Source organism: Prochlorococcus sp. MIT 1303 (assembly GCF_001631965.1).
GTDB classification, from domain to species: domain Bacteria; phylum Cyanobacteriota; class Cyanobacteriia; order PCC-6307; family Cyanobiaceae; genus Prochlorococcus; species Prochlorococcus marinus_D.
The window spans coordinates 1-15,080 of sequence record NZ_LVHK01000038.1; the positions used below are offsets into that span (position 1 = coordinate 1).

A 15,080-nucleotide genomic window follows, 5' to 3' on the forward strand; every position below is an offset into this window, starting at 1 on the left:
AACAGCGTGGGAACCATCAGGACACCGAACCAACCCACATAAATGCGGTTATTGGTGGAGGTGACCCAATTGCAGAAGGATTCCCAGCTACTGAGGCGACCACTGCGAATGGTGGTGGTCATTGAGTATGAAGAGGACGTTAACGAGCCTCAACCCATGGTTAGGGAAGACTCGCTAAAAGTATATAAAAATGGGTAAGCAAAGCTCACTTGCAGCAATTGCTTTCCTCACATTGCGACGCAGTGCGCAAACAAACTTCATGAAGCTTGTTTGCGCAGCCTAAGCAGGGTTCGGTGAGGCGCCTGTTTGGCGAGCCAACTCCTTGATCCAGCTTATTCCCTGTTGTGAAAAGCTGGACCAATCGAGACGTTCCTGCTCTGCAGCCTTAGCAACCAGCAGCGGTGCCTGAATCTTTAAGGCCTCCAAATCCGGCTCTGCAACGCCACTGTTCAATGCCAGCCAATCGGCCATTGAGCGTCCAACAACACGGGTTAGGTAAGCAGCGCTGAGCGCCTGAACAGTACCCGCTGCAAGCCAGCTGCTGCCGTCAAGTTTGGCTACGCCCAATAGAGCTTGGCCACTCCACTCCACCACTCCCTGGGCTAGAGCCGCCCCAGCCAACTGGCGAGCTGCCAACTGCAGAACCTCTGGCTTCAAGGAACACTTCCAAATCCCCGCCATCTCTTTAATCATCAAGCCGTTGACCACAGCCACGGCTAGAAGATCCGTCGTGGGTAAAGGAGAGGCAAAAACAGCCCCTGCAACCAACCATTGAGTGCGCTGTTGGAGACCAAGGAACCTCTGCCTGCGAAGCTGCTCTAACTCGGCTTGCCAATTGCGGTGCAGACTGCCCAACAAGCGCTTACGCGTGATCTCAAGATTTCGTTGAGGGTGCTCTAACAGACGTCTCACCGGTGCAAGGGCTTCTGAAAGATCGTCTTGATTGCCTGTCCAACGAAGTACCTGTCCGCTCAAGCGTTGTGGCAACTGAGCTTGAAGTGCCTGCTGCTGATCGATCCAAGTCGATGAATCTTGCCAAGAGACGATCAGCCAGATTGGTTGATTCGCTGGCACCCTCTCCAACCAAAGAAGGTCTGCTGCCATCAAGGGCAAAGGCAAGACATAGAGCAAGACATCCTGCTCTTGTAGAGCTGCGGGCCAGACCCAAGACTCGCCTGTTTGAGAGAGGGGCCGCGCCCAGCTGATGCTCAGTGGAGTGGATCCTGCAATGGCTGTCTGAACATCGGGATGATCCTCAAGAGAACCCTCTCCGGAATTCACAAAAGAAACTTTTTGTGGTTCGGAACGCTGTAGAACGGCATCAAGGGCCTCGCTGCGCTGTTGGCGAAGCGCAACCACATCTTCCTCATCCTCTAGGGCCTCAAACTGATCAAGGACCTCTTTGCAGCGACGGATCCAGCCCTGCACAGAATCTGGTGCATCAAAACGGGCCGGTATTGAGGGTCTTGACAACCACCAGACGCCCGCACCAGCAACCATCAAACCAAGACCACCGCCAGGCAGATGAATCACATCAGTGAAGACCCACTGACCGAGGACGAAGGACCCTGTGATGAGTGCTACCCGGCCAATTAAGGCAGGGGAGCGAGGCACAAGATTGATCAGTAGGGCTGGAAGCTTCACGGGGCACCACCTGTCGTGCAAGCCTGACCAGCCTACGTGACCTTCTTCGTTTAATAAAAGGCTGAGAGAAGACTTTGAGTTCATTTGGTTCCTCAAATCGGGCCACAAAGAAGTGTTTCTCTTATGAAGATCAAAAAAAATTAATCTCGTCATGAACCCCAGGCATGTCGCGAAAGACGACGATGCGTCACACTTGCCCCTGATTGCAGGCCGTAGGCCATGACTGATTCTTACAGCGATCCGCAAAGACAAGAAAGGCATAGTGATGGTGCCCGGGAGAGCGGAAGGGCTGGATTCCGAGGTGGGCGCGCTCCTGGGAACCGTGAAGCCGGCGGATTTCGTATCCGTTTGAGCGACAACGAAATGCGCTCTGCCAGAGCCCTGCAGGACGCCTTTCAACTGCGCTCCACAGTGGCCGTACTGGGATTTGCCCTGCGTACCCTTGGCCAGATGTTGGACGATGGCCAATTAGACGAACTGGTGGCCAGTGAACGTTCTAAGGCCCCAAGTGGTGGCAGACGAAGAGAAGAAGGAGCTCAGCGAACGCGTAGTGATCGCTCTCATAAAGACAGACAGCCAACGCACCGAGGGGCTCGACCTGATCCCTTTGCACGGCCAGCCAAGCCTCAACCATCGGTTCAAGAGCCCGAGAAGGCTCTAGAAAGTGAACAAAACCGCGATGAAGAACAAACTCAGGAACAGGACCAGACTGCTGAAACCGAACAATTGCGCTCAGCAGAGCAAGAGCAGGACCAGGCTGCTGAAACTGAAAAAGTGCAGGCAATAGAGCATGAACCTGACAATGCACCTAGTGAGGGCTGATTAATGCAGCGCCCGCGGGTCCTTTCCGGCGTCCAGCCGACAGGTGCCCTCCATCTGGGCAATTGGTTGGGGGCCATCCGCAACTGGGTAGATCTTCAGAGCAGCCATGACACCTATGTCTGTGTCGTGGATTTACACGCCATTACCGTTCCGCACGATCAAGAACGTTTGGCCGAGGAGACCCTCTCCACAGCCGCTCTCTACCTGGCCTGTGGGATGGATCCAGATCTCTGCAGCATCTTTGTGCAGAGCCAGGTTTCCGCCCACAGTGAGCTCTGTTGGTTGCTGAACTGTGTTACGCCTCTGAACTGGCTAGAGCGAATGATCCAGTTCAAAGAGAAGTCAGTCAAACAGGGGGACAACGTTTCTGTGGGACTGCTGGACTATCCGGTGTTAATGGCAGCAGACATTCTTCTTTATGACGCTGATTTGGTGCCCGTGGGCGAAGACCAGAAACAACATTTAGAACTCGCCCGTGACATTGCTCAGCAGCGCATCAATGCCCGCTTCGGTAGTGAAGAGAAACCTGTCCTTAAAGTCCCAGATCCCCTGATCATTAAAGAGGGGGCAAGAGTGATGAGCCTTAGCGATGGCCGTAGCAAGATGAGTAAAAGTGACCCCAATGAAGGAAGTCGTATCACACTGCTTGATCCGCCTGAACTGATCACAAAAAAAATCAAGCGGGCCAAGACAGATCCCCAAATGGGCTTGCAATTTGGCAACCCAGACCGCCCGGAGGCCGACAATCTGCTTGGGATTTACGCCATCCTTAGTGGCCGGGGAAGAGACGCAGCTGCCCAAGAATGCGCAGAAATGGGATGGGGAACCTTCAAGCCTCTGCTGGCCGACGCCACGGTGTCAGCTCTTGAGCCGATACAGCATCGCTATCAACAACTCATGGGCGACCGCATTGAACTCATCAGAGTTCTTGACCAAGGCAGGACCAGAGCGCAAGAGACCGCCCAAGCAACCCTTCAACGAGTTCGCCAGGCCCTTGGCTTCCTGATAGCCAGCTAATTAATACAGGCTGAAAGAAAAGTTTTGCTAATCATTGGAGCCCAGTGATGGCCGAGGCATCCTTGCGGCACTGAAGTCAGCGAGTTCTAGTCATCAGCAAGGGTCTCGTGAGACGCAGAATCTGTTGTCAATGGCAGCTTCAGGCTTATGCACACTCTGTTGCGTGAGTCAAGGGTATTAATCACCATCTCGCCATATGGGGGAGGGATTGATCAATGTGACAAACCGTTTAGTTGGTTTACGTGCTTCGCTTGTTCCCATTGCAGTTTGGCTTTTCAAGCCAATCGAATCATTCGAATTGGGTCACGGCAACTTCCGCCATGATCTGTCTGAGTGTTCTCATGGGTACTGGCCAGACCTTGCAAGCTGAACGCATCCAGTTGCCTAAAGAACATGCTTTTAGGGTGAACGTTGCTGATCAAAGCAATGGAAGCCAAAGGCTGCACTATTTAATAACGCCCGAACGTCGAGCCCTTCTGAACACCATCCGTTATGCAGAAGGCACTTGGAAAGAAGGAAAAGACCTCGGATATCGCACAATGTTTGGAGGGGGTGTCTTTGAGGACCTCTCTCAACACCCCAACCGAGTTGTGGTGAAGTTCTACAGCAGTGCAGCAGCAGGGGCCTATCAATTCATCCCATCAACTTGGATGGCAGTAGCGAAGGAGCTGAACTTACCCAATTTCCAACCACAACATCAAGATCAAGCAGCGCTCCACTTAGTTAGCAAGCGCGGTGCTCTCAAGGAAATAGATTCTCTTGGTTTAACGCACTCCGCGATGGCTCGTCTTGCACCGGAATGGGCTTCGTTTCCTAATTGGGCTGGCAACAGCAGTTATGGACAGCCAGTCAAGAGCCATGCAGAGTTGGCTGAATTTTATTCAGCCAATTTGCGGCAACTGCAGCAGCAGGCCTTGGCAAGCTAAAAGCATCTAACTTCAGAACCAACACAAGTTGTGTGCTTCTACTCGAAAGACATCCCTTGATTGCAACCAAACCCTAGCGTTGCCTTTGCGGATCACTCTCTAAAAGAGACATCCAAAAAGGATGACTATCACAACAGAAGCAGACACTCTCGGCAGCTTTTTTGCCACGAGCAAAGCCATAATCGATGCCCTCAACCATGACCGTGAGCATTGCGATCAGGGCAGTAAGCGATTTGCTCACTTGCTTTGCTGACGGGCCTGCTTGTAGCTGGTTTATCAGCAAAGCCCGAATCCCATTACAGACCATTCCCTAAGCAGAAATTGTTAGGCATCAAGCGTCTCTCGGATTGATTAAGATCAAAGCGATGTGTGTTGGGGGTAGGCAGGTAATGCCAACATCTTTTGCTCACGACAGCCAAGATCCCTTAGGCGGTTAGATCGGCTGTATAAAAAACCATTTTGAGATCGTAGGCAATAGCTCTGACGAATCTAAGCAAGCTCCCATTGAAGTCTATGCTGGTATTTTGCTTGTTGGACTTGCTAGGAAATTTGATTCAATGTTCCTTTTTCGCAGTGTGTCTCTACATTGTTGCTAATCTGCAAAATATTTTAGTCCAGCATTTAGAGGTGCAAGGATTGCGAATGATATAGCTGATAAAATAGAACGCTATTGCAACTCATCAAAGAAAACTCCTTCCTATGCCTATTATTACACTTCCAGACGGAAATAAAAAGAAGTTTGATCAACCCGTAACCATTATGGAGGTGGCCGAAAGCCTTGGGCCTGGATTAGCAAAGGCGGCTATTGCAGGCCGAGTCAATGGCGTATTGCTTGACACCTGTATCCCTATTGAGAAAGACTCTGAAGTCAATATCATCACGGCTAAAGACCAAGATGGAATTGAGACTATTCGCCACTCATTCGCTCACTTGATCGGTCATGCTGTAAAGCAATTATATCCCGAAGCAAAAATGGCTATTGGTCCAGTTATTGAAGACGGATTTTATTATGATATCGCTTATGATCAGCCTTTTACACCTAAAGACTTGGAAGCGATTGAGGCTCGCATGAAAGAGCTGGTTAAACTTGACTACGACGTCAATGTTGAAATAGTTTCAAGGGAAGAGGCTCATAAGGAATTCGAAAAGCGATGCGAGCCCTACAAGATCGAAATCGTAGATGAAATTCCTGAGAATGAAATTATTAAGCTATATCGACATCAAGAATATACTGATATGTGTAGAGGTCCACATGTTCCTAACACAAGGCATTTACGCACTTTCAAATTAATGAAAGTATCAGGTGCTTATTGGCGAGGTGATTCAAATAAAACAATGTTGCAGCGCATCTATGGCACGGCCTGGGGAAGTTCCAAAGAGCTGAAAGCGTATCTCAAGCGCCTTGAAGAAGCTGAAAAGCGCGATCATCGCAGGATCGCCAAACAAATGTCTTTATTTCATACTCAAGAAGAAGCTCCTGGGATGATCTTTTGGCATGCCAAGGGTTGGGCTATTTATCAGGTTTTAGAGCAATATATTCGCGAGACCCTTAGCCTGCATGATTACCAAGAAATCCGAACACCTCAGGTTGTAGACCGCTCCTTATGGGAGAAATCAGGGCATTGGGAGAAGTTCAAAGATGACATGTTCACAACGACATCTGAGAATCGGGAATATGCTATCAAGCCGATGAATTGTCCCTGCCATGTACAGATCTTTAATCAAGGCCTAAAAAGTTACCGTGACCTGCCAATTAGATTGGCAGAGTTTGGTTCATGCTTAAGGAATGAACCGTCTGGTTCACTTCATGGTCTCATGCGTGTGCGCAATTTTGTTCAAGACGACGCTCACATCTTTTGTACTGAGCTTCAGGTTCAGGAAGAGGTCTCTAAGTTTATTGATCTAGTCTTTGAGATTTACAGATCATTTGGGTTTGACTCGGTGCTTATAAAGTTATCAACCAGGCCCGAAAAGCGTGTTGGTAGTGATGAGATATGGGACAAATCAGAGAAGGCCTTGTCCGATGCATTGGATGCTAAAGGTCTTGCATGGGACTTATTGCCAGGGGAAGGTGCATTCTACGGACCTAAAATTGAGTTTTCTTTAAAAGACTGTCTTGGTAGAGTTTGGCAATGTGGAACCATCCAGGTTGACTTCTCGATGCCGGAACGTTTGGGAGCATCTTATGTAGCAGAAGACAGTCAGCGCAGAACACCAGTAATGTTGCATCGAGCAATTCTGGGTTCTTTTGAACGTTTTATCGGAATTCTGATCGAGCACTATGCTGGACGAATGCCTGTCTGGCTAGCACCTGTACAGGTGGTAGTGATGGGGATTACAGATCGCAATGATCAGTCTTGTCAGGATGTTTGCAAGAAGTTATCAGCCCTAGAATATCGAACTGAAGTTGACTTGAGAAATGAAAAAATTGGTTTTAAAGTTCGCGAACATACTCTTCAGCGTGTACCATTTCTAATCATTATTGGTGATAAAGAACAACAAAGTGGAGAGGTGGCTGTGCGCACTCGAGAAGGTAAGGACTTTGGCAGTATGCCTTTGAATAGCTTCACATCACTCCTGGATGAAGCAATTGCTCTTAAAGGCAGATCAGGTGTCTCTTGACACAAGTTATCAAGAGTTAGGTAATAATGACAATCGGAGAATACATCGCTTAGGAGGAAAGCTCTCTTCCATCTGGTTGAGAAGCTGAATGGCAAATTCGGCCTGGTCATAGGAGAAGCCAATTGCTTCTCGTTGGGCGCTTTGGCTCTCTCGTTGGAGCAGTTTCTTTCTGTACTGCGCAGAATCAGAACTTCTTCATGGTCTCCGATGAAAGCATTACTCAACCATAAAAAAATGACAGGTCTTGCGAAACGTCAATCAAACCAGTTGCGGTATCTCAATCCGTGTTGAGCAGGGCCAAGTCAGGCGGGCGCTAATTAGAGCTGGCCAATTAGTCCCTGTCAACCGATCTAGGCATGGGGATCACTATCCCTTGAGCTAATCAGCAATCTATCCAACGTAAAAGTTGCAGATCTCTCGCTGTCAATGCAGCCTGAGGGAAGCTCTTTCCCTCATTAGTCATCACCATGCCGTCCCTGAGAACCTTTTTGGCAGGTGATTTGGGGGGCACCAAAACCTTGCTTGCGCTCTATAGCTGGGACGAAAAGCAACTCAAGCAGCAGCACCGGCGGAGGTATCTATCCAATCAGTGGACTTCGCTTGAACCCATGCTGAGCGACTTCATCGCCCATTTGCCAGGGGAGATGGAGCAACCCCATAACGGCTGCATCGCTGTTGCAGGACCGGTTCGTCATGGTGAGGCACGTATCACCAATCTGCCCTGGAGTCTGAAGGAGAAGGACCTTTGCGCAGCCACGGGACTGAAGCATTTGGAACTGATTAATGACTTTGGCGTGCTGATTTACGGCTTACCCTTTCTCAACGACTCGCAGCAGGTGGAGCTTCAGCTTCCACAGCAGCATCTGTCTGGGCAAGGACCAATTGCAGTTCTGGGGGCAGGTACTGGACTTGGAATGGCCCGTGGCCTGCCCACAAAAGATGGGATGGTGGCGCTGCCCAGTGAAGGCGGACACCGTGAATTTGCTCCTCGCAGTGAATGTGAGTGGCAACTTTGTGAGTGGCTCAAGGCCGACTTGCAACTCGAACGCCTTTCATTGGAACGTGTCGTCAGTGGCACCGGTCTGGGTCACGTGGCGCGCTGGCGGCTACAGCACAGTGACGCAGATGGTCATCCTCTGCGAGATCTGGCCGATGCTTGGCGCCATGGTGCTGATGATCATTCCGACCACTTGGATCTGCCTGCTCTTGCTAGTCAAGCCGCAAGCGAAGGCGATTCAATTCTTCAAGAAGCCTTACAGCTCTGGCTAGCTGCTTACGGTTCTGCTGCGGGAGATTTAGCTCTGCAGGAACTCTGTGTCGGAGGCCTCTGGGTGGGTGGTGGTACCGCTGCGAAGCAGCTTCAAGGTCTTCGCTCAAGCACCTTTCTTGAAGCCTTCCGCAACAAGGGTCGTTTCCGTCCGTTTCTAGAGCAATTGCCAGTGATGGCAGTGATCGATCCCGAGGTGGGCCTGTTCAGTGCAGCCTGCAGAGCACACATGCTTGCTGAGCAAGGTGGGACACTGACCTAAGTAGACAAGTAGGGATGGCGCAGCCGAGTATCGGCCAAAAAATTGTTGTTGACGTACCGTCCACCACAGCCAACCTTGGCCCTGGCTTCGACTGCCTTGGTGCTGCCCTTGACCTCAACAATCGTTTTGCCATGCGGCGGATCGAAGGGGATAGCGGACGCTTTGAACTCATTATTGAAGGCAGTGAGGGAAGCCACCTACGCGGTGGTCCCAACAACCTGATTTATCGCGCCGCCCAGAGGGTGTGGAAAGCTGCAGGGCTCGAACCGGTGGGACTAGAAGCCAAAGTCAGGCTTGCGGTACCCCCCGCAAGAGGCCTAGGAAGCAGTGCCAGTGCCATCGTGGCAGGGTTGGTCGGAGCCAATGCATTGGTGGGCGAACCGCTCAGCAAAGAAAAACTGTTGGAACTGGCCATTGACATTGAGGGACATCCCGACAATGTTGTTCCTTCTCTTCTAGGAGGTCTTTGCTTGACTGCCAAGGCAGCCTCGCAACGCTGGCGGGTGGTTCGTTGTGTTTGGATCAATTCCGTGAAAGCCGTTGTAGCAATCCCCTCTATTCGCCTAAGCACGAGCGAGGCAAGGCGCGCCATGCCTCAAGACATTCCGATCAGCGATGCCGTAGAAAACCTTGGTGCCCTTACGCTCCTTCTGCAGGGACTGCGGACAGGAAACGGCGACCTGATTACAGATGGGATGCACGATCGATTGCATGAGCCCTATCGCTGGCCATTAATCAAAGGTGGTTTGGATGTTCGCGATGCGGCTCTGAATGCCGGGGCCTGGGGTTGTGCAATCAGCGGAGCTGGCCCCAGCGTGCTGGCTCTGTGCCCGGAGGATAAAGGGCAAGCAGTCAGTCAGGCAATGGTAAAAGCTTGGGAGGCCGAGGGTGTAGCAAGTAGGGCACCACTGCTTAGCATTCAGACAGGAGGAAGCCACTGGCAACCCCAAGTTGAGGATGAGTAGATATACTCAAGCGCCCACCCCGGGGCTGATCAGTTCCTTCGCATTCTCTTGCCTGCCATGGACGCCAATTTGCCGCTGACGGCTGCGTCCCAGGCCTCATTCCCCTGGCTTTCACTGATCGTGCTGCTGCCGGCAATGGGTGCCCTGCTGATGCCTCTGTTGCCAGGGAATGAAACAACTAACTCCCAGGCACCACGCAATTTTGCACTGGCCTTTCTGCTGGTGGATTTCGTGCTCATGCTGGTTGTGTTTAGCCGCATGTTTGATGGCCAGGATGGAGGGCTTCAGCTGGTTGAACGGGTTAGCTGGATTCCCTTCATCGGCCTGGAGTGGTCGCTCGGAGCAGACGGCCTTTCGGCTCCTCTGGTTGTACTTAGCGGGCTGATCACTCTTCTTGCCGTGGCAGCTAGCTGGAAGGTGCAAAGCAAGACAAGGCTTTATTTCGCACTGTTGTTGGTTCAGGCTTCTGCCCAGGGGCTGGTTTTCCTCTCTCAAGATTTCCTGCTGTTCTTTCTTGCTTGGGAACTAGAGCTGGTTCCGGTCTACCTGTTAATTGCCATCTGGGGCGGAAGCAGACGGCTATATGCCGCCACCAAATTCATTCTCTACACCGCTCTAGCGTCTTTACTGATCCTGATCAGCGGACTCGCTCTGGCACTTTCGGGTGGTGAGTTCACGCTCAACCTCACTGAGCTGGCCAATCGATCTCCAGAAGGCAGCCTTGGACTCCTCTGTTATCTGGGCTTTCTGGTGGGCTTTGGCGTAAAGCTACCGATGTTTCCTCTCCACACCTGGCTGCCAGATGCCCATGGAGAAGCAAACGCACCAGTGTCGATGCTGCTGGCAGGGGTACTCCTAAAGATGGGTGGCTATGCCCTGTTGCGCTTCAACGTGCAAATGCTGCCTGATGCTCATCTTCAGCTAGCGCCGGCCCTGATCGTGATTGGGATCGTCAACATCATCTACGGAGCACTCAACGCCTTTGCTCAAGACAACGTGAAACGACGAATTGCCTGCAGTTCTGTGAGCCACATGGGCTTCGTTCTGTTGGGTATCGGAGCGATCGATGCTCTCGGGATCAGTGGGGCCATGCTGCAGATGATCAGCCATGGCCTGATTGCAGCAGCCATGTTTTTCGTCACAGGAACGTTCTACGAACGCACGCAGACCCTCTCCATCCCCAATATGGGTGGCCTGGCCAAGGTCTTGCCAATCACCTTCGCTTTTTTCTTGGCCAGCTCCCTGGCTTCCCTCGCCCTGCCAGGAATGAGCGGCTTTGTCAGTGAAATCACCGTCTTCCTCGGCATCATTAGTCAGGAAGGATTCACTTCAATATTCAGGGTTATCACGATCGTATTGGCGGCGATTGGACTGGTGTTGACCCCCGTCTATTTGCTGTCGATGTGTCGACGGGTCTTTTTTGGCCCCAGGATTCCCGCCCTTGCAATGATCGAAGACATCAACCCCAGAGAACTGACCATTGGGCTCAGTCTGATTGTGCCCACTTTGGTAATCGGATTTTGGCCTCGAGTCGCCATCGATCTCTATGAGGCTTCAACCAATGCTCTCGCTGACCGACTGATTAGCCATAGCTTGGTAGCCCAAGGTTCCCTGCTACCCCTTGGCTGAATAATGCCTGTTGCTGTGAACGAAATAAAGTCACCAGCCCTCCTCCAGGGTGAAGGAATCCCAAACTTCACTGCCATTACGTCTCAACAAGTTCAGGATCACATTCCTGAACTTCTCTGTGCTCTTAACAAACAATTCAGCCAGCTGGAACAAGACCTAGACAAAGTTTTGGCATCTGGCAAGAGCATTAATTGGGAACAAGTCATGTCTCCCCTGCATCAGCTGCAAGAGCAATTGCGTTGGAGCTGGGGAGTTGTATCCCATCTAAACGGCGTCTGCAATACCTCCGAATTACGACAAGCTCACGCTGCACAGCAACCAGAGGTGGTGCGTTTTGGAAACCTTATGGGCCAAAGCCAAACACTTCATCGTGCCCTGCGCAGACTGAAAGACCAGCCCTCAAGGCCATTACTGGATTCGACTCAACAGCGGATTTTGAAGGCGGAATTACTCTCCATGGATCAACGAGGCGTGGGTCTCGATGACCACGCTCAGCAGGCTTTTAATACCACCAGTGAGCAACTGGCCGAGCTGTCGACCCGCTTCAGCAATCACGTCCTGGATGCAACCCAGGGATGGAGCCTGCTCCTCAATCGATCAGCACAAGTTGAAGGACTGCCGCAGCGGGCCTTGGAGGTTTTGTCCTCAGCAGCCAAGCAAGCCGGAGATCACCGAGAAGACGGTGGAGAACCTACAGCGGAGCAGGGTCCCTGGCGATTAGGTCTAGATATGCCCCGCTACATCCCCTTCATCACCCATGCAAAAGATCGAGGACTACGTGAAACGCTCTACAAAGCTCATGTGAGTAGAGCCAGTGCAGGTGAGTTAAACAATCAACCATTGATTGAAGAGCTGCTAAGCCTTCGGCTTGAGCAAGCTCAAAGGCTTGGCTACATGAACTGGGCTGAACTCAGCCTGGCCAGCAAAATGGCCGAGGGCGTTGAGGCCGTCGAGCAGTTGCTTGAGGAGTTGCGTGCTGCCGCTTTACCCGCAGCTCAAACGGAGTTAATTGAGCTCGAGGCCTGTGCCAAAAAACATGGAGCGTCAGAGGCCAGCCAGCTCAAGCCATGGGATGTGAACTTCTGGGCTGAACGGCTGAGGCAAGAGCGCTTTGACCTTGATCAAGAAGCGCTGCGCCCTTGGTTCCCTCTGCCACAGGTTTTGGAAGGTTTGTTCGGACTTTGTGAACGTCTTTTTGGCATTCGCATTCAAAGCGCCGACGGCGAGGCTCCGATCTGGCATCAAGACGTGCGTTATTTCCGGGTGTTGGATGCCAATGGTTCAGACCTGGCAGCGTTCTACCTCGATCCCTATAGCCGACCAGCCAGCAAGCGAGGGGGGGCATGGATGGACGAATGCCTGATACGCAGCAAAAGCCTCGAGGGCCAATCGATTCTTCCAGTGGCCTATTTGATTTGTAACCAGACCCCACCGCAAGCAGATACACCAAGTCTGATGAGCTTCGATGAGGTTGAGACTTTGTTCCATGAGTTCGGCCATGGTCTTCAGCACATGCTCACGACCGTTGAGTATCCACAGGCTGCAGGAATCAACAACGTGGAATGGGATGCAGTGGAACTGCCTAGCCAGTTCATGGAGAACTGGTGCCTCGATCGCACCACGTTGATGGGGATGGCACGTCACTGGCGGACTGGCGAACCGCTTCCGGAGGAGGAGTTCGCAAAATTGCGCTCCAGCCGCACCTTTAATGCCGGTTTGGCAACTCTGCGCCAGGTGCATTTCGCTCTCACTGATCTGCGCTTGCATAGTTGCTGGACACCAGATCTCGGCGTGACCCCAGATCAGCTTCGCCGTCAGATTGCTGAGACCACCACGGTGATGCTTCCGATCGCCGAAGATCAATTCCTCTGTAGTTTTGGCCACATCTTCGCCGGTGGTTATTCCGCCGGGTACTACTCCTACAAGTGGGCAGAAGTTCTTAGTGCTGATGCCTTTGCTGCCTTTGAAGAAGCTGGTTTGGAACTTGAAGATCAAATTCGGCTCACTGGCGCTCGCTTTCGCGACACAGTTCTCAGTTTGGGAGGTAGCCATTCCCCAGCAGACGTCTATGAGCAATTCCGCGGGCGACCAGCGACCACCGAGGCATTGATTCGCCATTCCGGCTTAGCCGCAAGCGCTGCGGATCAGTGAGGAGATGGCTGAAGAGATACCGCACTCTCTGACCCCCCTAGCGTTATCACAAAGTTGGGGCCAAGACGAGCATGACGATATCCACACGGCACCACTGATTGCACTTGAGGAGGTGCTTGAAACAAGCAGCTTGCGTCGCGGCATAAGCCGAGAAAAGTTGCTTAGTGAGTTGTTGCGTGATCTCGATCATCGCCGTGTAAGCCCCCTGATAGGAATGCTGCCGAGAGGCAGGAGGATGGCCCCGGCCGTTCTTCCTGAACGTCTAGGAGGGATTGCAACCCTATTAGAAGATGGTTTGCTAAGCCCTTTGCTGTTGGCAGCGTTAGCTGATGACCTACAGCATCTGCTGCCGACTGCGGAGAACCAACCGCCCAGTGCCCTGGAACTCTGGCGCCAACCCTCAGTTGCCCTAAGCCAGGACATGGTGTGGGGGTGCCGGTCAATTTAAAGAACTGTCGATTACTGGCCAACCAGCCAATCACTAGTGATGCACTTTTTGACCCGAAACAGCTTGGTCGAACCCCTTTAGGGAAAGGTCTCACTGCACTCGGTAGTGGCCTGGTCTGGCACAACGAGGGGTTGGTCATGCTTCAGAACGAGTCTTCTCAACGCATGAATGAGCTCATGGCTCAGGTGCTCAACTGCCTAGCCGCCAATCGTCTACCAGAGGCATTGCATCCCTCTGAACCTTTCTTATTCGAGGGGCTGTCCTCAGGACGTCAACTCATTGAGTTGCTGAACCGACAGGGTTGGCACTGTTGCGGACGAATTAGAGCCAGTGTTGCCAGCTTCGGCCTGGGAGCTAGCCAAGTCAATGAAAGCGGGAGATGGCTTCAGGTCCCTTTGGCGATGCCATATCGAACGGGTCTAGAGGATGACCGCAACCAGGAGATCCTCAGCTTGTTGCCGCATTGCAGCTTCGAGCTTGAGCTGCAACCACAAGGTAATGATTCAATTTTACTGCAGTATTGCCAGGATATAGAAGGTATGAATGACTGGGCCGCGATGAATGACCTGCATCGGCCCTGGCAGAACGATCGCCACAATGGAACAGTCGCATACCCCAGTCAGCCATTAACACAGCAACGCCTCGCCGATGCAATAGAGATCACCGAATTAATCGCAGCGGTGCACAATATGGAGGCAAGCTCGCAAAAGCTACACCTAGGGGGGTATGGAGCCCTGGGCTATTGCATTGATTCAACAGCCCTACTGGAGCAATGCCTTAACGGCTCTACCCATTTATTTTCACTGACACTGGGAGGAATATGGCGAGAACGACTACGCCGTAGCCTCGACATCCTTCTTGATCAGGGCTTTTGTGTGAACACTAGTGTGGTAGATCGCTACCGATGGGGCCTTGACACGTTGCCCCAGGATCAGAGCCTGCAAGGCTCTGCACGATTAGAGGCAATGCAGAGGCTTTCAAGCTGTCAACCCAGCCACAGTCCATTTGCGCTTGTGAGGAACCTCAACGGCGAAGTGGATCTCTAAAGCGATGCCAGCGCACGTTTCAGTTATAGATAGATCAACCGGAAGCCGAGCGAGCCAATGCCAAGCAGATGATGCACCACCGCATCAGTGAAGTTAACAAGCCTATCGAAAGAACGACTTTGCTCTGGGGGGATTTCATCAAGCTTCTTAGTCACGAGAAATCAAAGTAGATGCTTTTGATCATGATGCATAGAATTGGTTAAGCATCAAGTCCATTTAAGCCTTTAATACCTAAAAGAAGCTACAGGTAATTCAATCAAGGGAATCGTGCTTGCGAAAAG

General features: G+C 51.8%; 13 protein-coding genes and 1 pseudogene. 10 read left to right on the forward strand and 4 right to left on the reverse strand.

The genetic code is table 11. From position 1 onward, the window contains the following. Positions 1-122, reverse strand: a pseudogene (locus PMIT1303_RS13275) (photosystem II q(b) protein); the annotation flags it as partial. A gap of 157 nt (positions 123-279) precedes the next feature. After that, positions 280-1,644, reverse strand: a complete 1,365-nt coding sequence (locus PMIT1303_RS04410; RefSeq protein WP_063397686.1) for a YcjF family protein — start codon at positions 1,642-1,644, stop codon at positions 280-282. A 219-nt stretch (positions 1,645-1,863) separates the two neighbouring features. Between PMIT1303_RS04410 and PMIT1303_RS04415 the strand changes: the two genes are divergently transcribed. From PMIT1303_RS04415 to PMIT1303_RS04425, 3 genes are all read left to right on the forward strand, one after another. Next, positions 1,864-2,466 carry a hypothetical protein gene (locus PMIT1303_RS04415; RefSeq protein WP_063397687.1) on the forward strand — a complete coding sequence of 201 codons (603 nt, stop codon included), beginning with the start codon at positions 1,864-1,866 and terminating at the stop codon, positions 2,464-2,466. A gap of 3 nt (positions 2,467-2,469) precedes the next feature. Further along, positions 2,470-3,483: a tryptophan--tRNA ligase gene (trpS, locus tag PMIT1303_RS04420; RefSeq protein WP_063397688.1), complete on the forward strand. Its 1,014-nt coding sequence runs from the start codon at positions 2,470-2,472 to the stop codon at positions 3,481-3,483. Between the two features lie 341 nt (positions 3,484-3,824). After that, complete coding sequence (locus PMIT1303_RS04425) at positions 3,825-4,409, forward strand: glycoside hydrolase family 104 protein (RefSeq protein ID WP_063397755.1); 585 nt, start codon at positions 3,825-3,827, stop codon at positions 4,407-4,409. A 73-nt stretch (positions 4,410-4,482) separates the two neighbouring features. On the opposite strand, the gene PMIT1303_RS04430 is transcribed toward PMIT1303_RS04425, so the two are convergent. Beyond that, positions 4,483-4,650 (reverse strand): hypothetical protein, encoded by a 168-nt coding sequence (locus tag PMIT1303_RS04430; RefSeq protein WP_156486901.1) that lies wholly within the window; start codon positions 4,648-4,650, stop codon positions 4,483-4,485. A 458-nt stretch (positions 4,651-5,108) separates the two neighbouring features. Between PMIT1303_RS04430 and thrS the strand changes: the two genes are divergently transcribed. The 7 genes from thrS to PMIT1303_RS04460 all read left to right on the forward strand — a co-directional run bounded on the left by thrS (position 5,109) and on the right by PMIT1303_RS04460 (position 14,799). Continuing rightward, positions 5,109-7,031 carry a threonine--tRNA ligase gene (thrS, locus tag PMIT1303_RS04435; RefSeq protein WP_063397690.1) on the forward strand — a complete coding sequence of 641 codons (1,923 nt, stop codon included), beginning with the start codon at positions 5,109-5,111 and terminating at the stop codon, positions 7,029-7,031. Positions 7,032-7,498: 467 nt separating this feature from the next. Beyond that, entirely contained in the window at positions 7,499-8,560 is a 1,062-nt protein-coding gene (glk, locus tag PMIT1303_RS04440) for a glucokinase (RefSeq protein WP_063397691.1), read from the forward strand. A 14-nt stretch (positions 8,561-8,574) separates the two neighbouring features. Further along, entirely contained in the window at positions 8,575-9,525 is a 951-nt protein-coding gene (thrB, locus tag PMIT1303_RS04445) for a homoserine kinase (RefSeq protein ID WP_063397692.1), read from the forward strand. A 57-nt stretch (positions 9,526-9,582) separates the two neighbouring features. Then, complete coding sequence (locus PMIT1303_RS04450; RefSeq protein WP_063397693.1) at positions 9,583-11,154, forward strand: NAD(P)H-quinone oxidoreductase subunit 4; 1,572 nt, start codon at positions 9,583-9,585, stop codon at positions 11,152-11,154. 3 nt (positions 11,155-11,157) lie between these two features. Continuing rightward, positions 11,158-13,305 (forward strand): M3 family metallopeptidase, encoded by a 2,148-nt coding sequence (locus PMIT1303_RS04455; RefSeq protein ID WP_063397694.1) that lies wholly within the window; start codon positions 11,158-11,160, stop codon positions 13,303-13,305. A 4-nt stretch (positions 13,306-13,309) separates the two neighbouring features. Next, a complete protein-coding gene (locus tag PMIT1303_RS13965) occupies positions 13,310-13,753 on the forward strand; it encodes a hypothetical protein (RefSeq protein WP_231901318.1) in 444 nt (147 codons plus the stop codon). Further along, positions 13,738-14,799 (forward strand): ArgR family transcriptional regulator, encoded by a 1,062-nt coding sequence (locus PMIT1303_RS04460; RefSeq protein WP_231901320.1) that lies wholly within the window; start codon positions 13,738-13,740, stop codon positions 14,797-14,799. The genes PMIT1303_RS13965 and PMIT1303_RS04460 overlap by 16 nt, the downstream gene beginning before the upstream one ends. 23 nt (positions 14,800-14,822) lie before the next feature. Here PMIT1303_RS04460 and PMIT1303_RS14215 read toward each other — a convergent pair whose 3' ends face one another. Then, a complete protein-coding gene (locus PMIT1303_RS14215; protein ID WP_255359756.1) occupies positions 14,823-14,954 on the reverse strand; it encodes a hypothetical protein in 132 nt (43 codons plus the stop codon). Positions 14,955-15,080: the final 126 nt, after the last annotated feature.